This window comes from Mycolicibacterium sp. XJ1819 (assembly GCF_053483675.1).
This window is the reverse complement of sequence record NZ_JBEFST010000004.1, coordinates 199,743-226,040: the sequence shown is the minus strand read 5'-3', so window position 1 is coordinate 226,040 and position 26,298 is coordinate 199,743. Positions and strand designations below refer to the sequence as shown.

The following is a 26,298-nucleotide window of genomic DNA, read 5'->3' as shown; positions in this document are numbered from 1 at the left end:
TTGAGCCCCGAACCCGAGGAGCGCCCCATGGTCAGCCCGACCGCCGATCGTCCGACCATATCGACGTGGTTGTGGCCCATCCTTGTCGGTCTGGCGACCGCGGCCACACTGGTCGTCAACTATCTGGCCAACGGCCTGCCCATCAACGGGCAGACCACCGGCGACGTCACCCGGCGCTTCGAGGTCTACTTCGTACCGGCCGGATACGTGTTCTCCATCTGGAGCGTGATCTACCTCGGGTTGCTCGGCTACAGCGTCTACCTGTGCCTGACGGTGGCGAAGGGCCGTTCCGACAGCGGTGCCGCCAGGGCCGTCGCACCCTGGTATCTGCTGACCGCCGCGGCGAACTGCTGCTGGTTGTTCGCCTGGCACCACAACCGGTTCGCGCTCAGCATGCTGCTGATGACCGTGTTGTTGGGCGCACTGATCGTCATCTACCGCCTGCAGGCCGAGCGCCCACCCACCTCGACGCTGGAGCGGTGGACGGTGCACATTCCGTTCCGGGTGTATCTGGGTTGGATCTCGGTGGCCACCATCGCCAACGCGACGATCACCCTGGACAACGCGGGATGGTCGGGCTTCGGGCTCTCCGAGCCGACCTGGGGCGTGATCATGGTGGCGGCGGCGGCCGTGCTCGGGTTGCTGATGACCCTGCGCCACAGGGATATCGCCTATGCGCTGGTGCTCATCTGGGCGCTGATCGGAATCGCGGTACGGCTTGCCGACACCACTTCGATTCTGGTCACCGCGTTGGCCGGCGCCGCGGTCCTGGCGGTCGCGGCGGCCTTCGCGGGCCGTCAGTCGATGTCGAGTTTCTCCGAGAGGAACCGCATCAAGCGCAGCCCACCGATGCTGTTGGCGGACGGATCGAGTGCGGGACCGTAGATTCCGATGCCCATCCGGTTGCGCACGACACCGATCATCGCGCCGGACACCCCGCATTTCGCCGGTATTCCGACATCGCACGCGTATTGACCGGACGCCTCGTACATGCCGGCGAACAGCATGAGCCGACGAACCAGTCTCAGGTGCGAAGCCCGCAGCCGTCGGCCGTCGACCTCGACGTCGCAGGTGTCGGCCAGCACCCGGCCGGCCCGCGCCAGGTCGACGACGTCGACCTCGATGGCGCACATCTGGCAGTACGCCCACAGCAGTTCTTCCACCCCGGTCGAGACGAGGCCCTGACTGCGCAGGAAGTATCCCAGCGCCCGGTTGCGGTCCGCGAGTTCGAATTCGGACCGCGCCATCCGGGTGTTCACCTCGATCGTGGGGTTTCGCGCCAACGCGCGGACGAAGTCGACGACGTACTTGGCCCGGGTGTCCGGGTCGTCGCCGGGCAGCATGTCCACGATCACCAGAGCGCCGGCGTTGACGAACGGGTTGACCGGCACCCCGGAGCCCTCGACGAAAGTCTCCAGCGAGTTGTACGAGCCGATGCCCTGATCGCAGCCCACGCGCTCGAAGACGTACCGCTCGCCTCGATGGTGTAACGCCAGCACAAGCGTGAAGACCTTCACGACGCTTTGCATCGAGAATGTGGCGTCGTGCGCGCCGGCGGTCAGAAACTGTTGGGCGCCAAGGTCGATGGCGACGGCGAGCTCGTCGGCGCGCGCGGTGCGAAGCTCAGGCAGATATCCCGAAACCGCGCCGCGGTCCAGGCACGGCCGGACCTCGTCCACCAGTCCTTCCAACCAGTCTTCTGCAATCACCGTCATCGTTCACCGTTCCCTACAGCTTCGTCACCACAGAGAAGGTCTGACCGGGCCCGCCACATGTTGGGGGGATCACAGTTACGCGAGCCCGGCCAGACGTATGGGGCTAGAAGTACACCAAGTGATCTGCCCTTTCGGCGTCGCCGACCGGCAGGTGGTCCTTCTCCCACTCCGCACGCTTGGTCTCGGCGTAGTCCTTGATGAAGTCCTCGCTGAACACCTCGTGGCTCAACTCGTCGTCCTCGAAGGCCTCGACGGCCTCGAGCAGGGTGCGGGGCAGCCGTTCGATATCGGAGTGCTCCGAGGCGAGGTCGGTCATCTCGGGCCCGGGATCGATCTCGTTGGCGATCCCGTCCAGGCCCGCGGCCAACAGGAACGCGCCGGCGAGGTAGACGTTGGCCGAGGCGTCGGGATTGCGGACCTCGATGGCCGGGCGGTTCTCGGGCAGCCGGATCATGCACGAGCGGTTGTTCGGCCCGTATGCGATCTTGATCGGCGCCCACGACACCGAACCGTCGACGAGGCGCGGGGTCAGCCGCTTGTACGAGTTCACCAGGGGGTTGGTGATCGCCGTGAGCGCACGCGCGTGCTTGAGCAGCCCGCCCACGAAGTACTTCGACTCCTTGGACCACTCGTCCTCGCCGCACACGCTGGACCCGCCCAGCCGCAGCACGCTTTCTCCCGGATTGTTCACGTCGTAGAGCCCGAGGTTGAAGTGTGCGCCCGAACCCCACAGGTTGGCAAAAGGTTTTGGCATAAAGCTGACGGCCAGCCCGTGCTTCTTGGCGACCTGATGCACCAGCAGCCGAAACAGCGTGACCCGGTCGGCCATTTCGAGCAGATCCTTGTAGTAGAAGTCGATCTCGAACTGGCCGACACCGCCCTCGGCGCCCATGGCGAACGCCTCCAGGCCGATCTGCTTCATCGTCACGACCACGTCGTCGAGAAACTCCGACACGTCATACATCGTCTCGACGTCGTAAGCCGGGCTGGGTTCGATGGCGCCGGTGGCGGTCAGTTCACCGAAACCCGCCGACGTGAGATCCTCGGGCCGGTAGACGTAGAACTCGGGCTCGATGCCCAACGTGCACCGGTAGCCCTCATTTGCGGCACGCTCGATCTGGTGCTTCAGAATCGACCTGGGGCACAACGGAAACGACTCGCCACGGTCTGACCACATGTCCGAAGCCATCCAGGCGAACCGGGTGTCCCACGGCAGCACCGTCAGCGTGTCGAGGTCGGGCAGCGCCGTGACCTCCTCCTCGACCGGATCCATCACCCCGATGCCGTTGATGCCCCGCGGGGTGTAGCGGGCGAATCCCGCCAGCAGTTCGGGCAACAGGTCCACGGGATGACTCTTGGCGCGCGACCTGCCAAGGATGTCCACCCACGCTGCGGTGACATAGCGGACCCCTTTGGCGGCCAACTGCTTTGCGGTTTCGTTGTGCGCGGGATCGAGCGGCCTCAGTGTATCCATGCTTTTCGTACCTTCTCTTCTATGACGTTCGTACAGTTGCCATTGCGCTGTTTGTCGGGGTCACCCGAGGCGAAAGCGCACCTTGCTCATGTCCATTTCCTGAATGGGCATGAAATCGCCGTAACGCTCCGGCGGGGCGCTGGCGATCCGCGCGCCGCCCGGCCCGAAGGTGTAGGCGGGCTCGGGGTTCCATCTCAGGAAGGCCAGATAGACGGTGACGCCGACGAGGATCGCCACCACGAACCCGATGTCGGCCCCTTCGAAGAACTTCGTCCCCGGACCGGCGTACCAGCCGGTGTTGATGAACAGCAGTCCGGTGCCGACGGCGGCCAGCCAGGCGATCACGGCGCGGTGGTTCAGCCCGGCCGAGGACCAGTACCGGCCACCCATCTGGCCGCGGTTGTAGACCTGCAGCGAATCGGGGTCGTAGTAGCCGCGGTTGTTGAAGTAGCCGATCAGGTTGATGATGCTCCAGGGGGCGCCCAGCACGATCAGGATCGCCAGATACGAGCTGACGATCGCCGAAAGCTGTTGATAGAACGCGCCGATGAACACCAGCACGGTCGACACGATCGACAGGTAGATCGTGGCCCGCACGCGGCTCAGACCGGGAACGATCGAGGAGAAGTCCAAACCCATGTTGTAGATGTTGATCACCGCCTGCGCGGTGCCGGGGATGAACGCCAGGTACAGCGCGAAGAACAGGAACCAGAACGGAACGTTGTTGGCGAACTCGGTCGCGTAGGCGTTGAGGGGGTCCTTGAAGGTGACCGCGGTGTACGCGCCGAACATGAACGCGCCGCCCATCCCGAAGAATCCACCGACCCAGGCCGCGGCGACGGAGCGACGGGGATTGAACTTCTTGGTGGAGATGTGCCGGGTCCAGTCGCCCACATAGGGTCCATACGAGTTGACGGTTCCGGCACAGGCCAGCATGCCCAGGATCCAGGTCGGCCAGAAACTGCCGAGCGCGTAATCGCCGCCCGCGTAGTTGGGGTTGAAGTTGGGCGCCGCGACGAACAGGTAGGTGATCATGATGGTGCCCGCGGTGGGGATCATCCATTTGGTGAATGTCACCATGTTGGCGTGACCCATCACGGCGATCACGGTCATCACGATCGCCACGATGGTGTAGGCCATGATCAGCAGCGCCACCGTGGTGGTCTGACTTTCGATACCGAAGATGCGGACGACGCTGCGCGCCAGAACCTCTCCGGCCGCCCAGATACACAGCGCGGCGAACACGATGTCGGCGGTGATGCCCAGCGTCGAACCGATCATTCGTCCCAGCGCGCCGAAGTGCGCGCCACTGGCGACCGGATTGTTGCTGCCGCTTCGCAGACCGAGCAGCGCCATCGGCGCCATCAGCGTGGCGCCGATCGCCGAACCGACGACGATCGCGCTGGCAGACGCCCACCAGCCCAGGCCCAGCGAGACCGGCACCCAGCCGATCACGATGATCCCGAATGTCATGCTTCCGCCGAACAGAATGAACAGCAGATTTCGCGGGCGGGAATGCCTGTCCTCGTCGGGGATGTACTCGATCCCGTAACTTTCGACCTTGCCGACGGCGTCGACTTTCGTCGCCACCGGTCCCCCGGCTGTGTCGTCTGCCAGTTTTTCCATGGTGTGGTTCCTTCGGTTTACCAAAATTACAAGGGAAACGCCGACTTCCGGTCCGTTGGTCCACTCACGTCGCGGCCAGTACCTCCCACGCGTCGGTGAACGGTTCGATGGGCGCCCTGGCGACACCCCCGCCGATCTGGCGACCGGAGCGTCCGGCGATTCCGATGTCGAGGAACGGCCTCACGTCCGGTCGGTTGACGATCTTCTCGACATCGAGGCCCAAAGGTGCGCCCCGGTAATTCAGCACCGGGATCAAGAAGTCAGGGCTCTCCGCCACGGTGATCTCGTACATCGCGGTGGTCCGCGCGATCATCGCGGAGACGTCTCGCCCGCTGGAGCGGAACAGCGGCAGGCCGGCCGCCTGCGCAAGCCCGCCCAGACCGATCACCTCGGTGATGATGCTCTCGCCGCCCATGAACTCGATGTCCTCGACGCCGTAGCCGGATTCGATCCGATACGCGTCGAAGGTGGGCAGCGGACCGGTGAACCAGGTGTCTCCGGTGCCGGAGGTCTGGATGCCGAACTGCGCGCACGAGAAGGCCATCGCCGTCACCACACTGGAACCCTCGAAACCCCGCATGGCGTTGGCCATCACCTTGCTGGCCGCCATCGAAAGCCGCAAGAAGAAGTAGTCGTCGCACAGCGATTCCAGCGCGGCGTCGAAGCCGGACCCCAGCTCCTTCGCGCCGACCAGAAGCCTCCGCAAGAACAGCAGTGTGGCGGCGGCGTTGCGGCTGTGCAGCTCGTCGCCCATCGTCAGGGCTCGCGACATGATCGGCTTGAGCCGCAACGGCTCGGCCTGCGCCTTCACCAGCACGTCCAGGGCGGGCGCGACCCGCAGCCGCAGATCCTCCAGATTCCGGCGGGTGGCATCGGTGTAGGTGCCGTAGTTCAGCCGGTCGGCGCTGTCGCCCTCGTAGAGGGTGCAGTAGGCGCGTTCGCCGCTGCCCGCGTCGGCCACCACCACGACCGGCATCGACGCGGTGGTGACCCCGGCCAGGGACCCGACACAGCCGAACTCCTGACAGCCCCGCACCGCGATGTCGCCGCGTTCGAAGGCGGCGACCACGGCTGCTTCGTCGGATGCCAGCCCTTCGTACAGCGCGCCGCCGATGATCGCCGCCCGCTGGCCTCCGGTGTAGGAACCGAACGGCATCGTCGGCCCCGACGTCAGGATCGTCGTGCGGGGCAGCGCCATCGCCGTGGCCGCGCTCTCGACACCCACCAGCACGGGGTCGGCGGCCAGAAGTGCGTCGACCGCTGCGCGATTGGCTCGCTCTCGCTCCCGAACGTCTGGCACAAGATCCTCCTTGCAAAAACGTTTTGGCACTTCGTCGTGAGTCTCTCGTCCCGGCTTGACCCGGGCGCTCGGTTCTTCGTATTGCGGTTATGTGCCAAATGGTTTTGGCACCAATGCCGAGTGACCGTAGTCACGATTCGACATGGCTGTCAAGCACATCACACAAGATGCGCGCGAATCAGACCTTGGCGCCCGCGGTGGAGGCCCGCACCATCAACCGGGTCGGGATCATCCGGGTGCCGGTGACCTGCGAGCCGTCCTCGAGTCGCTCGATCAGCAGTTCGGCGGCCGTCGCGCCGGTCTGGTACGGGAACAGATTCGTCGCCGAGACCTGCGGTGAGGTGAGGGTGAGCGATCGACTGTCCACCGCCGATGCGATGGCCAACTCCTCCGGGATGCGCAGGCCGGCCCGTGACGCGGCGTCGAGCAGCGCAAGGGCCAGATCGTCGGAACTGGCGTATACCGCGTCGATCCGGGCGCTGACCAGTTGTGTGATGACGCCGTCGACGGCAGTTCTCTCGACCGAGCTCAACGTGACGATCGTCTCGGCGACCCCGTGTTCGGCGACCCAGCCCCGGTAGCCGGCAACGACGTCGTGCACGTAGGAGCGGTGGCTGTCGTCAGCGACCAGGGCTGGGCGGCGAAAGCCGAGGCTCCGATAGTGGTCCAGCACGACACGGGCCGCGTCGGCGTGATCGTTGTCGACGGCCAGGGTGTGATGGGTGCTGCTCAGGGCGACACCTACGGTGACGACCGGGGCGCCGGTGCTGAACACCGCTTCGTCGCCCTGCGGGTCGACCACGATCGCGCCGTCGATGGAAAAGCTGCTCAGGATGCCGGCCTTAGCTCCCGACGGCGTCACCACCAGCGCATAGCCGGCACTGTCGGAGGCCGCCGCGGCGCCGTTGATCAGTTCGAGGAAGTAGGCGGACAGCGGCAGCGCGGGGCCGGGTGTCTCGCCGACCTCGGGCATCTGGATCGCGATGATCCGGCTGCGCCGGGTGACCAGCTGTTGGGCGTGGGCATTGGCCTGATAGCCCAGCTGGCCGGCCACTTCGAGGACCTTCAGGCGGGTTTCCTCGGCGATGCGGCCGCGGTTGTTCAGGGCGTGCGAGACCGTGGTCGGTGACACCCCCGCGGCCGCGGCCACGTCCCTGATGCTTACCACCGACCACCTCACCACCTCGGAACGTCCACGATAACGAACGCCGGTGGGCGACAGCAGGGATCGCGGCCGGGCCGCGTCGGGTCAGCCCTGCAGGCCGTCGGCCACCCGCGGCACGGCGTCGGCCTCGGCGCCGTCGAGCACCATGGCCGCGACCCGGTCGCGGTGCTCCTCGGCGCTGCCGAGCAGTGCGGCGTCCGTGGCGGCGCGCTTGTAGTACAGGTGGGCCTGGTGCTCCCAGGTGAACCCGATGCCGCCGTGCACCTGGATGGTGTCGTTGGCGACGTGGGTCAGGGCCGCCGAGCACACCGCCTGCGCGATGCTGGTCGCCAACGCCGGATCGTCGGAGCCGTCGGTCAACGCCCAAATCGCGTGATAGGCCGTGGATCTCGCATGTTCGACGTCGACCAGCAGATTCGCCAGGCGGTGCTTGACCGCCTGAAACGATCCGATCGGCCTGCCGAACTGCAGCCGCGATTTGGCGTACTCCACCGACAGGTCGAGCAGATGCTGTGCGGCGCCGACCTGTTCGACGGCCAGCAATGCCGCGCCGACCTGCAGTGCGTGGTCGAGGATTCGCGCGGAGCCGTCCGGGCCTGCGATCCGGCGCGCGGGCGCCTCGGAGAACGTGACGTTCGCCGCCGGGCGGGTGAGGTCGAGCGTGGCCAGCGGTGTGCGCTGCACCCCGGCGGCCGTGGCGTCGACCGCGTACAGGGCCACACCGTCGGATCCGCGCGCAGCGACCAGCAGGACGTCGGCAGCGCCGCCGTCGACCACCGCGGTGACCGTGCCGGACAACGCGCCACCCGATGCGGTCACCGTCGTCGCATCCGCGTCGAAGACGCCCGCCCGGTCCACCACCGCCACCGCCGCACTGCGCCGACCGTCGACGAGGTCGCCGAGCAACTCGTCGCGCACGGCACCGGAGGAGGCGGCGACCAGCGCCGGAATCGCCAGGTACACGGTGCCGAACAGCGGTCCGCACGCCAGCCGCGCGCCGAGTTCCTCGATCGCGACGGCCTGATCGACCAGGGTGCCGCCGACGCCGCCGTCGGCCTCGGGCACCGACAACCCCAGCACGCCCAGTTCGGCACCCAGCCGCGCCCAGACCTTCGGATCGAACGGCGGGTCGGACTCCATCGACGCGCGGACTTTGTCTTCGGAGAAGTGCTCGGCGCTGAAGTTCCGCACCGCGTCCCGCAATTGGTTCTGTTCGTCGGTGAACCTGTACTCAGCCACGGGGAACCTCCTTCCACGGCATGCCCGCGTCGGCCCGCAAATCGCCCGGCAGCCCGAGGATGCGTTCGCCGAGGATGTTGCGCATCACCTCGGAGGTGCCGCCTTCGATGGTGTTGGCGCGGCTGCGCAGGAACCGCTGCTGGATGACGCCCTGCCGGTCCCGCTCGCCCGCGGCGCCCAGCTCGTATCCGTGGTACAGAAGTCCCTCGGGCCCAAGGAAATCCATGCACCACTGATAGATGTCCTGGTTGAGTTCCGCGCCGACGAGCTTGCCGATCGATCCCTCCGGCCCGGGACCACCGACCGTGGCGGTGGCGCGGGACCGTTCGGCCGTCAGCCGCTGCGCCTCCGAACGCAACCACAACTGCGTCAACCGGTCCCGCAGCACCGCGGTCTGACGCTGCGGCCGCGACGCCCACAGCCCGGTGGCGTCGGCGATGGTGCCCGCCCCGCGTCGACTGCCGCTGCCGCCCAGGGCGGTGCGTTCGTTCATCAGCGTGGTCATCGCCACGCTCCAGCCGTTGCCGACATCACCGAGGCGGTGCTTGTCCGGGATGCGGGCGTCGACGAAGTACACCTCGTTGAACTCGGCCTGGCCGGTCATCTGGCGCAGCGGCCGGGTCTCGACTCCTGCGCCGTGCATGTCGATGACGAAGTACGTCAGCCCCTTGTGTTTGGGCACATCCGGGTCGGTGCGGGCGAGCAGCAGCCCCCACCGCGCCCGGTGCGCCAGGCTGGTCCACACCTTCTGGCCGTTGATCACCCAGTCGTGCCCGTCGCGCACCGCAGAGGTGGCCAGACCGGCCAGGTCGGACCCGGCGCCCGGTTCGGAGAACAACTGACACCACAGATCCTCGGTGGTGGCCAGCGGCCGCAGCCACTGCCGCTTGACGTCGTCGGTCAGGGCGTGCTCGCGGATCGTGGGCGCGGCCATGCCGTAGCCCATCGGATTGAGTCCCAGCGGCACCGGGCCGCCCGCGCCCTGCAGGATGCGGTCGGCGACGGCCTGCAGACCGCGAGAGACTCCCAGGCCACCGAGGCCTTCCGGGAAGTGCACCCACGACAAGCCGGCGTCGTAGCAGGCGCCCAGGAATTCCTCGACGGGCACGCTCTTGGGGTCGTGGTCGGCGACGACTCCGCGCGCCAGTTCACCGACCCGCTCGGCATCAGCGTCATTGCTCATTCAGCCACGATAGAAAGTCGACACCTGTCGAGAAACAGCGGGACCTCTAACCGACCCGAGCGCACGCTCAGCCGCGGTACTTGGCGACCGCCTCGGCGTACTCGTCGAGCAGGCGTAGCGATTCGTCACGCGGTTTCGTCGGCAGCAGCAGGTTCGCCTGCCGGTACCCCAGCTGTTCCATGGCCTGCCAGTAGTCCGCATCGATCGGGGTGCCGAACGTGGTCAGCGGCACGTCGTGGTCTGCGCCGCCACGCATCTGCTCGATGCGCTTGGTCAGCCGCTTCACCGGCAGGGGGTTGGAGATCCAGCCGGCCCGGTGACGGATCACGCGCTTGACGGTGGCGTCGGAATCCCCGCCGATCAGGATGGGCGGGTGCGGTTTCTGCACCGGCTTGGGCCGCAGATAGGACGCATCGAAATCGACGAAGCGGCCGTGGTACTCGGCGGGTTCGGTGGTCCACAGCGCCTTGACGGCTTCGATGCGCTCGTCGAGCAGTGCGCCGCGCGTCTTCGGGTCGGTGCCGTGGTGGCGCATCTCCTCGAGGTTCCAACCCGCGCCGACGCCGAACGTGAACCGCCCGCCCGAGATCAGGTCGATGCTGGCGGCCTCTTTGGCGGTGATGATCGGATCGCGCTGGATCAGCAGGGCGATGCCGGTGATCAGCTCGACGCGGGAGGTGACGGCCGCCGCGGCGGCCAGCGTGACGAACGGGTCCAGCGTGCGGTAGTAGATGCTGGGCAGGTCACCGCCCATCGGGTAGGGCGACTGTCTGCTCGCGGGGATGTGGGTGTGCTCGGCGACCGCCAGTGCGGTGAAGCCGCGCTCTTCGATCGCGCGTGCCAGGGAGACCGTGTCGATGGTGTCGTCGTTGACGAAGGTCGAAATACCGAATTCCATGCCCGCACCTCACTGCCGTCCTCAGGCGCGACAACGCCCGTGTGGTCCAGGCTATTCCCTTCAGGCCAGCGGCTGGCCGTCCTTGGTCAGCACGTGCCACACCCCGCCGAACATGTCCAGGCCCTGCCCGTTGGCGTCCCGGTCGGTGTGGTCACCGGCGTATCGATAGAGCGGAATTCCCTTGTACGTCACCTGATCACCACCGTCGCGGCGCGGGACAGCGTCCACCGATGCCACGTCGATGCCGATGGTGCCCGCCGGATCGCCCTTCGCGAGCACCGGCAGCCAGGTGTCGGCGCAGGCGTCATAGCAGGTGGGCTCGTTGACGGAGTCCTGGGAAAACGCATACAGGGTGCGTCCGGTGCTGTCGATGATGATCTCACCGAGTTCGAAACGGTCATCGATGGCCAGCGACACCTCGCGGGTGGGCGGTACCTCGGTGGTCGACGGCGGCGGGTTGGGCGCCGGGCTGCGTGCCTCGGTTCGAAGTGTGGTCACCGTGGTCGGTGAGCTCGACGCCTCGGCACTGTGCGCCTTCTTGTTCGACAACGCCGAACAACCGGTCAGCACGACGCCGCTGACCGCGACGAGTACACATGCGGACACCAGTCGTGATAGGGGCATGGTCAAAATTTTTCCACAGCGGCCACCACCGCACTCGGTGAGGCCTTTCTAGCGCCCCGCGTTGCGCGCCAGATCGATGGCGTACTGATTGACGAAGGTGCCCGCGGGCGGGTCGCCCTTGTCGCAGGTGCCGTCGGATTCGCCGGGACGTTTGATCCACAGGTAGGCGTCGGCGTGCGGGCCGGCGGTGGCCGTGGTAGGCGCAACCCCAAGCGCCCGACCCGGCGGGTTGCACCAGTCCAGGCGCGATTCGGGCGCCGGGCCGTTGCCGTTGCGCGACGTGTCGATCACGTAGTGCGAACCGTTGGTGAGCCCCGCAATGGCTTCGCCATAGCCGATTTCGTCCTCGGTGGTGAAGAAGTTCGCGGTGTTGACGGCGAACCCACGTGCGCGGTCCACACCGGCCTGGTTGAGCCGGGAGGCCATCTCTTCGGGGCTGTGCCAGCGCAGGTGCCCGGCGTCGACATAGACGGCCGCGGCCGGATTGCTGGTCAGCGCGTCGACGGCGTAGCGGATCAGCTCGAAGCGTTCCTGACGCTGATCGGCCGAAAGACAGTCGGCCATCGCCAGCGCGTCGGGTTCGACGATGATCGCCGCTCGCGCACCGCCCACGCCGGCGGCGATTCCGTCGATCCACTCGCGATACTGCGCGCCCGAACCCATCCCTCCCGCGGCGAAGTGGCCGCAGTCGCGGTGCGGGATGCCGTAGATGGAGAGAACCGGGATGGCGCCCGCCGCCGCCGCGTCGCCGGTGTACTTCGCCACCGTGGCTGCCGAGGGGCCGGGGGTGATCCAGTACGCCTGTGGCGTGTTGGCGACGAGGCTCAATTCCGGACTGGGCGGATCGGCCTTCTGCGCGGCGCGCATCGCCACCGACGCGGGATTGACGTAGAACGGCGCGCCTGCCAGCGGGTTCGCCTCGCTGGCCAGCCGCACCTGGAGATCGGGGACCGCGGTGACGGGGCCGGCGACCAGACCGGCGACGGCGACCACCGCCACGGTCAGCCTGGGTGTGATCCAGCGGAAGGCTGCGCGCGCAGCGGAGTATTTCACTCCGGGAAAATTAGCGGGTCGCCGCGGTTGGCGCCACTCACCGGTCGGCTTCACCGTGCTGGTCCTCGGGGACGCGGTAGCCGTCGCGGCGCAGGATGCGGATGGGGTCGGTGCCGTCCCAGCGTTCGCAGGTCTGCGCGATCTTCGCGAGGTTGGTCTGAAAGCTGGGTTTCTCCTCGACGATCTCGGTGAAGAAGCCGAACTCGTCGAACGTGTCGATGAAGGCCACCCGCTGGCCGGGAGTCGTCATCTCGCAGGCCAACTGGTAGTTCCTGTCGAGATACTGCGCCACCTTGGCGTCGTAGCTCTGCGTGAGCGTCGATACCTGGTGCAGCCCGAATGCGTTGCCGCGCTGCCGCTTCGCCATCTCACCGAACACCGAGTCACCCGGCGTGTAGTCCTGGATGAGCTCGATCTGCACCGGTCCGGCCTGGGCGACCGCGATGTGGATGTCGATGACGGCGTCGACGCCCCGGTAGCGGCAGGTGCTCTGTGAACGGGGCATGACGTGAAACGGCCCCACGCCGAACACCTGCACCCAGCGCGCTGCGGCGCTCATCAGATCGGAGACGACGAACCCCAGTTGGAAGAGCCGGAATTCCCCTTCGGGCCAACGATGTTCGAAGAGTGGATGGGTGGGCTGTCTCACGAGGTTCTCCGGGGTCAGGTGGTCATCGGGCGAACCAGCACATCCTGGGCCGTGCTGGCCACCACGCGTCCGGCCGCATCGGCGATGCTCCCGAGCACCAGCGCGCGGTGACCGCCGGTGGCCACGGTCCGCTGGGTGTAGCGATGCCAGCCGTCGAACCGCACGGGCCGATGCAGCCAGACGGCGTGGTCGAGGGTCATGCCCATGTGCGTGCCGTAGCTGACCGGGTCGGGGTGACTGCGCAGGGCCATGTCCAGCAGCAGGTAGTCACTGGCGTAGGTCAGCAGCGACCGGTGCATGCCCGGCTCGTCGCCGACATCGCGTGGCAGCCGCATCCAGTGGCTGCGTTCACCCGGCGCCTGGGCGCCGCCGAAGAAGGTGGGCGCTTCGGCGATGCGCATCTCCAGCGGCGGCGGGGTGTCGATCCAGGTGCGTGCGGCGTGGGCCAGCTGCGGCGGGGCCTGCCCAGCCCAGTGCTGCAACAGCGGAAGCGACTCCGGGTCGGGCGTCGGCTCGGCGTCGGCCGGCCCCTCCGGACTGTCCTCGAACGACACCGTCGCGGTCAGGATCGTGCGCCCACCCTGTCCCACCGTGACCTGCCGGGTGGACATCGACCGTCCGTCACGGATGCGGTCGACGGCGATGTCCACCGCGACATCGGAGGCGCCGGCGCGCACAAAGGACGCGTGGATGGAATGCGGGATGTGGTCGGCGACGGTCGCGGCCGCCGCCGTCATCGCCTGGGCGAGCAACTGGCCCCCGAAGATCCGGCCGAACCGGTCGGCCTCGTTGCCCGCCCGGAATCGGTCGACGCCCGCCGGTTCGAGGTCCAGCGCGGCCTGCAGGCGGTCGAGTGCGCCGAGTGTGGCGATTTCCAGCGTCGTTCCGGAGTCGCGGAACGGCCCGGTGAAGCTCTCGTGGGTGGTGGCGTCGGCAGAGGACATCCTCACAGCATCACCCGGCGCGGCCTTCCTCGGCGCGTAGACCCCCGCTCAGGCGACTTTAGACACCGAAACAGCCACCCGGCGGCGGATCGGTGTGAGCATGGGGCACTCTGGTCTCGCAGCGGTGAAGGGAGTCGGTTCATGCTCAGTGGTGAGAAGATCCTCATCACCGGGCCTGCCGGGCGCATCGCCTGCGGCATCGCCGAGACGCTCGTACCACACAACGACGTGTGGGGTATCGCCCGGTTCTCCGATCCGGGCACCCGCGACGAAGTCGAGGCGTTGGGCGTCACCACCCGCGTCGTCGACCTCGGCGACCCCGACTTCGGCGGCCTGCCCACCGATTTCACCTACCTGCTGCACATCGCGGCCGACTTCAGCGAGGACTACGAACAGGCATTGCGGGTCAACGCCGAAGGCACCGGCCTGCTGCTGTCGCACTGCCGCACCGCCAAAGCCGCGCTGGTGATGTCGACCATCACCGTCTACCGCCCGCACCCCGACCCGTGGCACCCGTTTTGCGAAGACGACCCGATCGGAGACGCCGGACTGCCCACCCCGCGGCCGTATTCCATCGTGAAGATCGCCGAAGAGGCGGTGGCGCGCTACTGCTCACGCGAATTCGGCCTGCCGGTCACGATCGCGCGGATGGGCAGTGCCTACGGGAACCGCGGCGGCCTTCCGTTCTGGCACCTGCGGGCCATCGCCGAAGGACAGCCCGTCGTCGCCCGATGGGATCCTCTGCCCTACAGCCCGATCCACTACGACGACATCAACCTCCAGATCGAGGCGCTGCTGAACGCGGCGGCGACACCCGCGACGATCGTGAATTTCGCGGGTGATGTCGCGGTGACGGTTCAGCAGTGGTCGGCCTACTTCGCCGAGTTGCTCGGCGTGCCAGCCGACCTGCGCGTCCAGACCGTGCCCGGCGCGTCGATCGGGTCCGTCGGCGATCCCGCCAGACGCATCTCGCTCACCGGCCCGTGCCGAGTGGACTGGCGCACCGGATTTCGCGCCATGGCCGCCCATCACTACCCCGATCGAGTACAGGAGCGGTGAGTTCGGTGCGCTACCCCTCGGCTGACCAACTGCTGCAGGAAGCCGTAACGCAATGCGGTCACGCCGATTTCGGTCCGGGAGACTTCCGTGACGGCCTGCAGGTTCTGCTGCACAGCCTCGAGACCGACGGCGATCTGCACCCGGACACCGACGCCGCCGTCGTCGGAGACCTGCGGCGCCGACTGGTCAATCGCCTGCAGGTGGAAGCTTGGTACGCGCGGCATCCCGAGGTCGAGGACGTCGCCATCGAGGGCCCTGTCGACATCAACGGCCTGCCCCGCACCGGCACGACCGCGCTGGCCGACTTGCTGTCGCTGGATCCGCAATTCCGTTGTCTGCGCGGATGGGAGCAGCAGCAACCTGTGCCACCGCCGGTCGCCGGCCGCGAGGCGGACGATCCGCGGCGCCGGGCCTTCCTGCGTCAGCACGAGCACCGCCCCGTCGCGCAGGCCGTCATGCACATCTTCGAGATCGACGCGACGATGGAGGACACCGAAGTCCTCGGCATGGCCTTTCACGGCCAGCAGATGACGCTGCCCGTGGCCGGTTACCGAAAGTGGTGGCGCCAGGCGAATTTGACCGAGGCCTACCGATACCACCGGCGGGTGGTCAAACTGCTCGGCTCGCAACGGCCCCCGCAGTTGTGGTTGTTCAAGGCCCCGCACCACAAGTTTCATCTGGAGGCGCTGTCACAGGCGTATCCCGAGGCGCGGTTCGTGATGACCCACCGTGACCCGGCCAAGGTGGTGCCGTCCTACACCAGCCTGGTGTCCACGATCTTCCCGCCCACCGCGGGCCAACGTGACCTGCAGGCGCTGGGTCAAGAGGTCAGCGAGCACCTGCGCGAAGGCATGGAGCAGGCGATCGCGCAACGCGCCCGCATCGGCGAGGACCGGTTCCTCGACGTCGCGCACCGCGACCTGGTCGCCGACCCGAAGGGCGTCATCCGGCGGGTCTACGACTGGCTCGGCCTGGACCTGATCCCCGGGGTCGAACAGACCATCCTCGACTGGCAGGCCGACAACGCCGTGGGCGCCAAGGGAATCCACCGCTACACCCCCGAGCAGTTCGGTCTGACCGCAGCACAGATCCGTTCCGACTATGACTTCTACATCAGCCGCTTCGACGTGGCGCTGGAGGGATAGCCGCATGACCCTACCCACCTGGGACGATCAGATGGAGGCGCTCAAGGGCGTCGCCGACCACCTGCTGGCCACCTGGCGCCCCGACGGTGCATCCGAGGCCGAGGTGCAGGACATGAACAAGCTCGCGCTGTCGATCCTGGCGTGCGGATATCTGTGTCACGTCTACACCGACACCCGCCGGCCGGTCTTCATGCCGCTGTGGAATTTCGCCTGCAACCAGGGCGGGCCGAACCCCGACTACGTCTACCTGAGCGCCGAGATCGACGGCGCCGGGGTGTACGAACTCGTCGGCAGGCGCGGCACGGTGCGGTTCGTCGAGATCACCCAGCAGGCGCCGGGGATGATGACCAGCCTCAAGAGCGTCGAGAACCTGATGAGGTTCGACGCGATCACCCGCGACCTCGACGACCTGACCCTCGGTGCGGACGGTTCGTTCCGGGTGATCCTCAGCGCCGAACGGCCCGCGGGATACGACGGCGACTGGTGGCAGCTGAACCCCGCCGTCGGCAAGCTGCTGATGCGAAAGTGCGCCTGCGACTGGAACACCGAACTCGACGCGCAGGTCGCCATCAACCGACTCGACGACGCCGGTGAAGACATGACACCCGCCGAGATCGCCCGACGCTTCTCCGAGATGGGCGACTGGATCAAGGGCATGATCGACTTCGACATGGAACTCGTCCGGTACTACCGGGAACACCACGGAATCAATGTTCTGCTGCGGTCGCAGTGGATTCAGCAGGGCGGCGGGCTGGCCACCAAGCAGGCCTACTACGACGGCATCTACGAGATCGCCGACGACGAGGCGCTGATCGTCGAGTTCCCCGTGCCCGCCGACTGCCATTACTGGCAGATCCTGGTGGCCGATGACCGGTTCGCGACCGTGGACTGGGTGAACCGGCAATCGAGCCTCAACGACGTGCAGGCCCGCGTCGACCCCGACGGATGGTTTCGCGGTGTGGTGTCCAGACGCGATCCGGGAGTGCACAATTGGCTCGACAAGGCGCACTGGCCGTGGGGCATCCTGCAGGCCCGGTTCTACCGCGCCGACCAGTTCCCCGAGGCCACGGTGACCAAGGTGCCGGTCGGCGAGGTGCTGCGGCACCTGCCCACCGGAACCCCGGTGCTCACCGCCGACCAGCGCGCAGAGCAGTTGCGGCATCGACGGACGGGCGCGCAGTTGCGGCGCATCTGGTGACAGCGCCCCTGCTCGACGGCCCGGACGACCTGTTGTCGTTGCGGGCCAAGGGCTCCGACCCTGACGAGCTGTTCGCGTCCTTCGCGGCCTGGGCCGAAGCCAACGGCACCACCCTGTACCCCGCGCAGGAGGAGGCGCTGATCGGGTTGGTCAGCGGCGCCAACGTCATCTTGGCGACGCCGACCGGTTCCGGGAAGTCCCTGGTGGCCACCGGGGCGGTCTACGCGGCGCTGGCGTCCGCCGATGGCCGGCGCAGCTACTACACGGCGCCGATCAAGGCGCTGGTCAGCGAGAAGTTCTTCGCGCTCTGCGACGTGTTCGGCGCCGACAACGTCGGCATGCTCACCGGCGACGCCGCGGTCAACGCCGACGCGCCGATCATCACCTGCACCGCAGAGGTGCTGGCCAACATCGCACTGCGGCAGGGCGCTTCGGCCGACATCGGCTTGGTGGTGGCCGACGAGTTCCACTTCTACGGCGACCCAGACCGCGGCTGGGCGTGGCAGGTGCCGCTGCTGGAACTGCCGCACGCCCAGTTCCTGCTGATGTCGGCCACGCTCGGCGACGTCACCTTCCTGCGTGCGGACCTCACCCGTCGCACCGGCCGACCCACCGCGCTGGTGGCCGAGGCCCAGCGCCCGGTGCCGCTGTTCTACTCGTATGCGACCACACCGATGCACGAGACGATCGGCGACCTGCTCGACACCCGGCAGGCCCCGATCTACGTCGTGCATTTCACCCAGGCCTCGGCACTGGAACGCGCGCAGGCCCTGATGAGCGTCAACGTCAGCACCAAGGAGGAGAAGGCCACGATCGCCGAGCACATCGGCGCGTTCCGGTTCTCCACGGCCTTCGGTTCGACATTGTCGCGGTTGGTGCGACACGGGATCGGCGTGCACCACGCCGGGATGCTGCCCAAGTACCGGCGGCTGGTCGAGCAGTTGGCGCAGGCCGGTCTGCTCAAGGTCATCTGCGGTACCGACACCCTAGGCGTCGGCATCAACGTGCCGATCCGCACGGTGGTGTTCTCGGCGCTGTCCAAGTACGACGGTGTGCGCACCCGCCTGCTCAATGCCCGCGAGTTCCACCAGATCGCGGGCCGGGCCGGACGTGCCGGCTACGACACGGCGGGCACCGTCGTCGTGCAGGCACCCGACCACGAGGTGGAGAACCTCAAACAGTTCGCCAAGGTCGCCAACGACCCGAAGAAGCGCCGAAAGCTGGTGCGCCGCAAGGTTCCCGAGGGCATCGTGCCGTGGAGCGAGTCGACGATGAACCGCCTGATCGAGGCATCTCCCGAGCCGTTGGCCAGCAATATGCGGGTGTCGACGGCGATGATCCTCGATGTCGTGGACCGTGCCGGGGACCCGTTCGACGCGATGCGGCGACTGCTCACCGACAACCACGAACCGCGCAAACGCCAACTGCAACTCATCCGCGAGGCCGTCGGCATCGCGCGGTCGCTGCTGCAGGCCGGAGTGGTGGAGCGCCTCGACGAGCCCGAAGCCGACGGTCGCCGGTACCGGCTGACGGTCGATCTGCCACCGGATTTCGCGTTGTATCAACCGCTGTCGACATTCGCGCTGGCGGCCGTCGACGTCCTCGACCGGGAGTCGCAGACGTTTGCGCTGGACGTGGTCTCGGTGATCGAGGCGACGCTGGAGGACCCCCGCCAGATCCTGGCGGCGCAGCTGAAGAAGGCCCGGGGCGAGGCGGTGGCCGCGATGAAGGCCGAGGGCATCGAATACGACGAACGCATCGAACTGCTTGACGAGGTCACCTACCCCAAACCGCTCGCCGAGTTGCTCGAGCACACCTTCGAGGTGTACTTGCAGAGCAACCCGTGGGCGGCCGACGCCCGGCTGTCGCCGAAATCCGTGGTGCGCGAGATGTGGGAACGCGCGATGACGTTTCGCGAGTACGTCAGCGAGTACGGCCTGACGCGCTCGGAGGGCGCGGTGCTGCGCTATCTGTCCGACGCATACAAGGCGCTGCGCTCCGGGGTTCCCGCAGCGGCCAGGACCGAGGAACTCACCGATATCGTCGAGTGGCTCGGAGAGCTTGTCCGCCAAGTGGACTCGAGCCTGCTCGACGAGTGGGAACAGCTGACCAGTCCCGACCAGGCCCACGATGCCCCCGTCGCGGTGCCCGCCCGGCCGCGACCGCTGACCGGTAACGAACGCGCATTCACCGCGATGGTGCGCAACGCGCTGTTCCGGCGGGTGGAGTTGTTCGCCCGTCGACGCTGGGACGAACTCGGGGAACTCGATCGCGGTTCGGGCTGGCCGGCCCAGCGCTGGGCTGAGGTCGGCGACGACTACTTCGACGAGCACGACGACGTCGGCACCGGCGCCGACGCCCGCGGTCCGGCCATGCTGATCATCGAGCGCGAAGAGGACATCTGGCGGGTGCGGCAGATCCTGGACGACCCCGCCGGCGACCACGATTGGGGTTTCACCGTCGAGGTGGACCTCGCGGCCTCCGACGAGGAGGGCGTCGCGGTGCTGCGCGTGGCCGAGGCGGGCCGACTCGACTAGCGGCTACGACGCCTCCGCGTCCTGCCGTTCCTCCTGGATGCGGTCCTTGCTGCGCAGCACCCTCAGAAGCGTCACGAGCACCAGACCACCGACCACGTTGCCGACCGCGGTGTAGCCGAACCAGCCGAGCCAGTCGAGGTAGCCGAACGGTGCCTGCCCCGTGATCAGGGCTCCGAAGATCAGCAGCGAATCGAGGATGGAATGGAACATCTGCAGCCCGGCGAGCAGGAACCCGCCGGCGACGGCCGCGGCGACCTTCCCGAACGTCGAATCGGTGCCGTGCTGCATGCGCGTCATCAGCGTGATGGTCATCCCGCCGAGAAGCGCCCGTGCCACCGTCTCGGCGGACAGCGGCGCGGTGGCGAAGTGTGTGGCCGACTCGATCGTCTGCGCGTGCAGCTTCGGGTAGGCCGTCATGATCAGCCACATGATCACCCAGCCTCCGGCGAGGTTGGCGATCAGCGTTCCGCTCCACAGCTTGAGCAGCTGACCCACGCTGGCACGTTTGGCGGCCACCGTGGTGACCGGTACCAGAAACCCCTCGGTGAACAGCTCGCTACGGCCGAGCAGCAGCGCCAGGAAGCCGATCGAGAAGGCCAGTCCGGCGATCAGGTGGTTGTGGGTGGCCGCCAGCACCGACAGGTAGGCGAGCACGCCGACCGCCACCTCGGTACCGCCGAAAAAGCCCGTGACCAGCACTTCGCGCCAGCTGCGGTGCAGGCGCTGAGTACCCTCCCCGACCATCCTCTGGAAGGCGCCCTCCAGTTCGTCCTCGATGGGACTGTTCGACTCCCCTAGCTCGCGCTGGCTGGTCTTGCTCACGTGGATCCTCGGGCTCGGTCGGCAATGGCCCTCGCTGGGCATTCGCGAGTACCCGCCGCGGCGCCGCCGCAAGCATCGAGCCTTCCCGGATCAGAACTGGTGGCAGGTGTCCAGCACGGTCCTCATGGCGGCGATCTTCGCCTGTCCTTCAGGAGAGTTCTTCCATTCGTCGATCTTGGCGCGCTTCTCCGGGCTGATCTCCGGCTTGTTCTCGCGCATCTGCGCGAACTTTGCGTGCCGTTCCTCGACAGACAGGTTGATGATCTTCTCGAACTTGCCCATGCGTTCCGGGTTCGCGGCGAGGTCCGGGGCATGCTGCTGGGCGGCCGCCTGGAACTGGGCGAAGCTGCAGGTGGTGTTGAGCAGTTTCCCGTGCGGTCCCGCCGCGGCGCTGCCGGCGCCGAACAGCAGACCGGCGGTGGCCAGCCCGGCGAATGTTGCGATCAACGGGGTGCGGATGGCAGCCAAGTCGATGTCCCTTCTCGTTCGTCGGTCATCCACCACGTTATCGCCAGCGCGTCTCTGACAGGCCAGTAGCACGGCGGTCTGACATTTCGGACGAGTTGTCCCCAAGCGCGAATTGATCCACAGGTTGGCTGTATTCGCGCTTGTGGCAGGGGTTTTCGGTACAGGGGTTCGATAGCTTGGGCTCATGGGTGGTTTCGTTGCTGGTGAGGCGGCACGCGAGCGGTTGGCGGTGTTGCTCGACGAGGTCGATGCCGCCCAGGCCGCGATGCGTGAACTGTCCAGCGACGAGGTCGGTACCGAGTTTCGGATGGTGATGGCCGAGCGCCTGGAAACTCAGGAACGCACCAATCGAGGGTTGATGTATCGGGTGTTCGGCCAACTGGCCGATCCACCCGATGAGGCCGGGGCGCGGCCGGGGTGGGTGCAGCGGGTCGCCGCGCGGCTGCGGGTGACCCCCGATGAGGTCAAGGCGCGGGCCAAGACCGCCGCACGGATCCTGCCCCGGCGCCAACTGTCGGGCCCGGCGCTGCCCGCGCAGTTGCCGTTGCTGGCCGAGGCGGTCGAGCGTGGGGTGGTGGGCCGGGATCATCTGCAGGTGATCACCGCGGCGATGGACCGGTTGCCGTCGTGTGTCGGGGCCGTCGAGCGCGCCGAGGTGGAAGCCAGCCTGGTGCGCGAAGCACGCAAGAGCGACGCCGGCATCGTGCGGGCCGCAGGTCGCAAGGTCGACGAGATCTTCAACCCCGACGGCGACTACGACGAGAAAGACCGCGCGCGCCGGCGCGGGATGCGGTTGGGTCCGCAGGGCCGCGACGGCATGTCGCGGCTGTCGGGCTGGATCGACCCCGAAACCCGCAGCTACGTCGAAGCGTGCACCGCCGCGGTACGCCCGGGCCGGCACCGACCCGACGGCACCCCGGTCGAGCAACGCGATGAACGCTCGGCGGCCCAACGCTGCCACGACGGGCTCAAACTCGGGCTCAAAGCCGGCATCGCCTCCGGAGGCTTGGGAGCTCATCGGGGCCATGCGGTCACGGTGATCGTGCGCACCACGCTGGCCGAGCTCAACCAAGCCGCCCACGCCGTGGCCAACCCGGATCTGCCGATGCCGGCGCCGGCGCGCACCGGCGGGCACACCGCGCTGCCGATGCGCGATCTGATCCGGATGGCCACCGGCGCGATGCACTACCTGGCCGTGTTCGACGACCACAGCGACCGACCGCTGTATCTGGGCCGGCAGAAACGTGTCGCCACCGCCGATCAGCGCATCATCTGCTACGCCCGCGACGGCGGCTGCACCCGCCCGGGCTGTGCCGCACCGGGCTATCACGCCGAAGTGCACCACAGCCCCGACTGGGCCGCCGGCGGCGCCACCGACGCCGACAAACTGTTCTTCGCCTGCGGCCCCGACCACACCCTGGCCACCGACGGCCACTACCAAACCATCGTCACCCCCACCGGCCGACTCGCCTGGACCGACGGCACCACCGCGCCCACCGTCAACCACATCCACCACCCCGAAGAACTCCTCCGCGGCGACCCCGACCCGCCCGACGGGTAGCCGTCCGCCGGATGGCGGATGTGGAGCAGCGTTAGGGTGCTTTGGTCGGCTTCAGCGAACAAGCCGATAGAAGAGTTGAGCAGTTCATGACCGCAGCACCTGAATCGCCGGCGCTCGAAGCGCGGGTCGGCCACTACTACCAGATGGACGGCACCTACCTGGTCGGGCGCGAAAAGCTGCGTGAGTACGCCCGCGCGGTGCAGGACTATCACCCCGCCCACTGGGACGTCGCCGCGGCCGCTGAACTGGGCTACTCCGACGTCGTGGCGCCGCTGACGTTCACGTCGGCCCCGGGCATGTCCTGCAACCGCCAGATGTTCGAGCAGGTGGTCGTCGGATACGACACCTACCTGCAGACCGAAGAGGTCTTCGAGCAGCACCGCCCGATCGTGGCCGGCGACGAACTGCACGTCGACGTCGAACTGACCTCGGTGCGCAGGATCGCCGGCCGGGACATGATCACCGTGACCAACACGTTCACCGACTCCGCCGGGGAGCGGGTGCACACCCTGCACACCACCGTCGTCGGCGTCACCGCCGAGGATCTCAACCCGGAAGTCAAGACGGCGGTGCAGAACGCGATGATGCACGACGTCGACTTCTCCGGCGTGAGCACGCTGGACTCCGACTACCAGAAGACGCTGCGCCCCGAGGGCGAGATCCGGATCGCCGACGGTGGCATGACCCGCACGCCGGGCACGCCGTCCTTCGACGATGTGGCGGTCGGCGACGAGCTTCCCGTGCACCACACCCGGCTCGCGCGCGGCGACCTGGTGAACTACGCCGGCGTGGCCGGCGACGCGAACCCGATTCACTGGGACGAGGACATCGCCAAGCTCGCGGGGCTGCCCGATGTGATCGCCCACGGCATGCTCACCATGGGATTGGGTGCTGGATTCGTCTCGGCCTGGTCGGGAGACCCCGGCGCGGTCACCCGCTACGCGGTGCGACTGTCGGCGCCGGCGATCGTGTCGGCGAAGGAGGGCGCCGACATCGAGTTCAGCGGACGGATCAAGTCGCTGGATCCGGAGACGCGCTCCGGTGTCGTCGTGGTGGCGGCCAAGTCCGCCGGTAAGAAGATCTTCGGTCTGGCGACCATGAACATCCGCTTCCGCTGACCGTCAACCGCACATGTCGAGGATCGCACCGCTGACGACGTCCATCGCCACGCCGATCGACACGTCGAGGTCCTCTCGAACCATGTCAACGGCGTCCGCGGCCAGCACACCGGTGCTGGTGGCCGCACACACCCGATGGCCCTCCGAGAGCAACTGATCGGCCGTCAGGAACGTGTACCGATCCTGCAGTTCCTGCAGGTATTCGTCGTCTGTCGCCGCGGCGGGGGCGGCAAGGCCTACCGTGAGGGCCGCTGTCGCTGCCCCCACACTCATCCACAGATAACTTCGGGCCATCGTCGGACCGGTCCGTTCGCCGGAATTCGATGGTAGGCCCGACGGCGTTCGCTGAAGTCGATTTCAGCAAACAAATTTGATCAGGCCTTATGGGCACTGAGCAGAAATCCCGGCATGATCAGCAGACCGTCCGCGGTGCGCTGCACGTCCGGCAGCGCAGCCGTGTCGTCGGAGACTTGTAAGTCCTTTCCGTACAACGTCGCCGGCCGCACACCGTCGACGGCCCACCGGGTGGCGACGGTGTCGCGCAGGTCGTCGGCGGTGAAGCCGTTGGGGCCGGGCCGATCGTCGCCGAAAGGGCGTTCGGCGAAAGCCAAGATGAACAGCGCGGCGCCGGGTGCCGCCGCGCGATGCACCGCCTCGACATAGGCCTGCCTGCGCTCGACGGGCAGGGAATGCAGGCACCCGCTGTCCATCACGGTGTTGAACCGGCCGTCGTAGCCACCGAAGTCGGTGATGTCCGCGTGGGCGAACGTGGCCGAGTCCAGGCCGCGCTTTTCCGCCGACGCGGTGGCGGCGGCGACGGCGGTCGGGCTGGCATCCAGACCGACGACGCGAAAGCCGCGCGCGGCCAGCGCCAGCGACAGCGCGGCATGCCCACAACCGGCGTCGAGGACCTCGCTTCGCACCTTGCCCTGCTCGATCACCGCCGCCAGTTCGGGCTGCGGAGCGCCGATGCTCCACGGTGGCGGGGTGTCTTGCTGGTAGGCGTCGTCCCAGTCCATGTGCGGTTCAGTCATTGCGTCCCTTTCTCACACCCGGCTACGCGCCTGCATGTCCTCCGCGTACTGCCCGCCACGGAAGTAGGCGCGGGTCTCGCGGTAGACCAACGGCGACAGGATGATCAGACCGATCAGGTTGGGCAGAGCCATCAGACCGTTCATGACGTCGGAGAAGGTCCACACCGTCTGAAGGGCCGTGGTGGCGCCGACGTAGATCACGATGATGAACACGATCCGGTACGGGACCACGACCTTTCGTCCGAAAAGGTACTCGACGCATCGCTCGCCGTAGTAGGACCAACCGAGCAGCGTCGAGAACGCGAAGAAGATCACGCTGAGCGTGACGATGACGCTGCCCCACGTCCCCGGCAGACCCTCGGCGAATGCGCGCGCGGTGAAGCTGGCGGCCTCGTCGGGGCCCGCCTCCTTCCACACGCCGGTGACGACGATGGTCAGCGCGGTGAAGCTCACCACCACGAGGGTGTCGATGAATGTCTGGGTCATCGAGACGAGCGCCTGCCGGACCGGATGGGTGGTTTTCGCCGCGGCCGCGGCGATGCCGCCTGTTCCCAGCCCCGACTCGTTGGAGAAGATGCCACGCGCGACGCCGTACCGGATCGCCGCCGCCACGGCCGCTCCCGCGAAGCCTCCCGTTGCCGAGGTGCCCGTGAAGGCGTCGGTGAAGATGAGGCCGAGGGCGCCGGGCACCTCACCGATGTTGAAGGCAAGCAGGGCTGCCGCCCCCACGATGTAGATGACGATCATCACCGGGACGAACAAGCTGGTGACCCGACCGATGCTCTTGATCCCGCCCAGGATGACCGCCGCAGCCAGGACCACGATGACCATCCCTGTGATGGGTGCCGACACGCCCCACTCTTCGCTGACGTTGGCCGCGACGGTGTTGGCCTGGGTCATGTTGCCGATGCCGAAGGCGGCCAGCGCGCCGGCGACCGCGAAGAATCCGCCGAGGAAGACGCCCAGCCGGCCTTTGATGCCGCCCCGCAGGTAGTGCATGGGACCGCCCGATTGCTCACCGGCGGCGTCGGTACGGCGGAACCGGACGCCGAGGAAGGCCTCGCTGTACTTGGTCGCCATCCCGACCATGCCGGTGAACCACATCCAGAACACCGCCCCCGGGCCGCCGAGGGCGATCGCGGTGGCGACGCCGGCGATGTTGCCGACGCCGACGGTCGCGGCCAGCGCTGTCGACAGCGCCTGGTAATGCGAGATGTCGCCTTCGGCGCCCAGGTCCCGTCGCTTGACGAAGGCCAGCCAGAACGCGAGCCGGAACCGACGCACCTGGATTCCGCGCAGCAGCACACTCAGGTACAGGCCGGTCAGCAGGAGTAACGGGATCAGTAGCCACGGGCCCCAGATGAAGCTGCTGGCATCGCCGAGGAAGTTGTCGAAAGTCGTCATCGCACCGCCGCAATCGCATCAGTATCGGACGCGTCAAAGCTACAGATGGTTCGCATCGGCGCCAGCGGGTACCCCTCGCGCA

General features: G+C 67.5%; 24 protein-coding genes. 7 read left to right on the top strand and 17 right to left on the bottom strand.

Annotated elements, in window-relative coordinates:
* The first annotated feature begins 27 nt into the window (after positions 1-27).
* On the top strand, positions 28-885 hold the full coding sequence (locus ABQE89_RS06285; RefSeq protein WP_448415214.1) for a TspO/MBR family protein: 858 nt from the start codon (positions 28-30) through the stop codon (positions 883-885).
* On the opposite strand, the gene glsA is transcribed toward ABQE89_RS06285, so the two are convergent.
* From glsA to ABQE89_RS06225, 12 genes are all read right to left on the bottom strand, one after another.
* The gene (gene glsA, locus ABQE89_RS06280) at positions 798-1,715 is read right to left on the bottom strand and encodes a glutaminase A (RefSeq protein WP_448415212.1); all 918 of its coding nucleotides are present in this window, start codon (positions 1,713-1,715) and stop codon (positions 798-800) included. The genes ABQE89_RS06285 and glsA overlap by 88 nt on opposite strands.
* 103 nt (positions 1,716-1,818) lie before the next feature.
* Positions 1,819-3,189: a glutamine synthetase family protein gene (locus ABQE89_RS06275; RefSeq protein WP_448415210.1), complete on the bottom strand. Its 1,371-nt coding sequence runs from the start codon at positions 3,187-3,189 to the stop codon at positions 1,819-1,821.
* 60 nt (positions 3,190-3,249) lie between these two features.
* A complete protein-coding gene (locus ABQE89_RS06270; protein ID WP_448415208.1) occupies positions 3,250-4,815 on the bottom strand; it encodes a purine-cytosine permease family protein in 1,566 nt (521 codons plus the stop codon).
* Positions 4,816-4,879: 64 nt separating this feature from the next.
* Entirely contained in the window at positions 4,880-6,115 is a 1,236-nt protein-coding gene (locus tag ABQE89_RS06265; protein WP_448415206.1) for a YlbE family protein, read from the bottom strand.
* A 178-nt stretch (positions 6,116-6,293) separates the two neighbouring features.
* Entirely contained in the window at positions 6,294-7,283 is a 990-nt protein-coding gene (locus tag ABQE89_RS06260; RefSeq protein ID WP_448415204.1) for a LacI family DNA-binding transcriptional regulator, read from the bottom strand.
* 81 nt (positions 7,284-7,364) lie between these two features.
* Positions 7,365-8,519 (bottom strand): acyl-CoA dehydrogenase family protein, encoded by a 1,155-nt coding sequence (locus tag ABQE89_RS06255; protein WP_448415202.1) that lies wholly within the window; start codon positions 8,517-8,519, stop codon positions 7,365-7,367.
* Positions 8,512-9,702, bottom strand: a complete 1,191-nt coding sequence (locus ABQE89_RS06250) for an acyl-CoA dehydrogenase family protein (RefSeq protein WP_448415200.1) — start codon at positions 9,700-9,702, stop codon at positions 8,512-8,514. Before ABQE89_RS06250 ends, ABQE89_RS06255 begins: the two co-directional genes overlap by 8 nt.
* 67 nt (positions 9,703-9,769) lie before the next feature.
* The gene (locus ABQE89_RS06245; protein ID WP_448415198.1) at positions 9,770-10,600 is read right to left on the bottom strand and encodes an LLM class F420-dependent oxidoreductase; all 831 of its coding nucleotides are present in this window, start codon (positions 10,598-10,600) and stop codon (positions 9,770-9,772) included.
* A gap of 60 nt (positions 10,601-10,660) precedes the next feature.
* Complete coding sequence (locus ABQE89_RS06240; RefSeq protein ID WP_448415196.1) at positions 10,661-11,224, bottom strand: COG4315 family predicted lipoprotein; 564 nt, start codon at positions 11,222-11,224, stop codon at positions 10,661-10,663.
* Positions 11,225-11,272: 48 nt separating this feature from the next.
* On the bottom strand, positions 11,273-12,277 hold the full coding sequence (locus ABQE89_RS06235; protein ID WP_448415194.1) for a glycoside hydrolase family 6 protein: 1,005 nt from the start codon (positions 12,275-12,277) through the stop codon (positions 11,273-11,275).
* Between the two features lie 37 nt (positions 12,278-12,314).
* Entirely contained in the window at positions 12,315-12,926 is a 612-nt protein-coding gene (locus ABQE89_RS06230; protein WP_448415192.1) for a VOC family protein, read from the bottom strand.
* A gap of 14 nt (positions 12,927-12,940) precedes the next feature.
* Positions 12,941-13,870: an acyl-CoA thioesterase gene (locus ABQE89_RS06225; protein ID WP_448415190.1), complete on the bottom strand. Its 930-nt coding sequence runs from the start codon at positions 13,868-13,870 to the stop codon at positions 12,941-12,943.
* A 141-nt stretch (positions 13,871-14,011) separates the two neighbouring features.
* Here ABQE89_RS06225 and ABQE89_RS06220 point away from each other — a divergent pair, with 141 nt between their 5' ends.
* From ABQE89_RS06220 to ABQE89_RS06205, 4 genes are read left to right on the top strand one after another with little or no spacing between them, the layout of a single operon-like run.
* Positions 14,012-14,929, top strand: a complete 918-nt coding sequence (locus ABQE89_RS06220; protein ID WP_448415188.1) for an NAD-dependent epimerase/dehydratase family protein — start codon at positions 14,012-14,014, stop codon at positions 14,927-14,929.
* 5 nt (positions 14,930-14,934) lie between these two features.
* Positions 14,935-16,074 carry a sulfotransferase family protein gene (locus ABQE89_RS06215; RefSeq protein ID WP_448415186.1) on the top strand — a complete coding sequence of 380 codons (1,140 nt, stop codon included), beginning with the start codon at positions 14,935-14,937 and terminating at the stop codon, positions 16,072-16,074.
* Positions 16,075-16,078: 4 nt separating this feature from the next.
* On the top strand, positions 16,079-17,272 hold the full coding sequence (locus tag ABQE89_RS06210) for a DUF1214 domain-containing protein (protein ID WP_448415184.1): 1,194 nt from the start codon (positions 16,079-16,081) through the stop codon (positions 17,270-17,272).
* Positions 17,269-19,809: a DEAD/DEAH box helicase gene (locus tag ABQE89_RS06205; RefSeq protein ID WP_448415182.1), complete on the top strand. Its 2,541-nt coding sequence runs from the start codon at positions 17,269-17,271 to the stop codon at positions 19,807-19,809. Before ABQE89_RS06210 ends, ABQE89_RS06205 begins: the two co-directional genes overlap by 4 nt.
* A 3-nt stretch (positions 19,810-19,812) precedes the next feature.
* On the opposite strand, the gene ABQE89_RS06200 is transcribed toward ABQE89_RS06205, so the two are convergent.
* Together ABQE89_RS06200 and ABQE89_RS06195 are read right to left on the bottom strand one after the other, a co-directional pair.
* Positions 19,813-20,631: a formate/nitrite transporter family protein gene (locus ABQE89_RS06200; protein WP_448415180.1), complete on the bottom strand. Its 819-nt coding sequence runs from the start codon at positions 20,629-20,631 to the stop codon at positions 19,813-19,815.
* 90 nt (positions 20,632-20,721) lie between these two features.
* A complete protein-coding gene (locus tag ABQE89_RS06195) occupies positions 20,722-21,099 on the bottom strand; it encodes a hypothetical protein (protein WP_448415179.1) in 378 nt (125 codons plus the stop codon).
* A 184-nt stretch (positions 21,100-21,283) separates the two neighbouring features.
* Here ABQE89_RS06195 and ABQE89_RS06190 point away from each other — a divergent pair, with 184 nt between their 5' ends.
* Both ABQE89_RS06190 and ABQE89_RS06185 read left to right on the top strand, forming a co-directional pair.
* Entirely contained in the window at positions 21,284-22,660 is a 1,377-nt protein-coding gene (locus ABQE89_RS06190) for an HNH endonuclease signature motif containing protein (RefSeq protein WP_448415177.1), read from the top strand.
* A gap of 86 nt (positions 22,661-22,746) precedes the next feature.
* Positions 22,747-23,778 carry a fused (3R)-hydroxyacyl-ACP dehydratase subunits HadA/HadB gene (locus ABQE89_RS06185; protein ID WP_448415175.1) on the top strand — a complete coding sequence of 344 codons (1,032 nt, stop codon included), beginning with the start codon at positions 22,747-22,749 and terminating at the stop codon, positions 23,776-23,778.
* Positions 23,779-23,781: 3 nt separating this feature from the next.
* On the opposite strand, the gene ABQE89_RS06180 is transcribed toward ABQE89_RS06185, so the two are convergent.
* The 3 genes from ABQE89_RS06180 to ABQE89_RS06170 all read right to left on the bottom strand — a co-directional run bounded on the left by ABQE89_RS06180 (position 23,782) and on the right by ABQE89_RS06170 (position 26,216).
* Positions 23,782-24,051, bottom strand: coding sequence for a DUF732 domain-containing protein (locus tag ABQE89_RS06180; protein WP_448415173.1), 270 nt, complete (start codon positions 24,049-24,051; stop codon positions 23,782-23,784).
* Between the two features lie 101 nt (positions 24,052-24,152).
* The gene (locus tag ABQE89_RS06175) at positions 24,153-24,812 is read right to left on the bottom strand and encodes a class I SAM-dependent methyltransferase (RefSeq protein WP_448415171.1); all 660 of its coding nucleotides are present in this window, start codon (positions 24,810-24,812) and stop codon (positions 24,153-24,155) included.
* Between the two features lie 12 nt (positions 24,813-24,824).
* Complete coding sequence (locus ABQE89_RS06170; protein ID WP_448415169.1) at positions 24,825-26,216, bottom strand: alanine/glycine:cation symporter family protein; 1,392 nt, start codon at positions 26,214-26,216, stop codon at positions 24,825-24,827.
* Between the last annotated feature and the right edge of the window lie 82 nt (positions 26,217-26,298).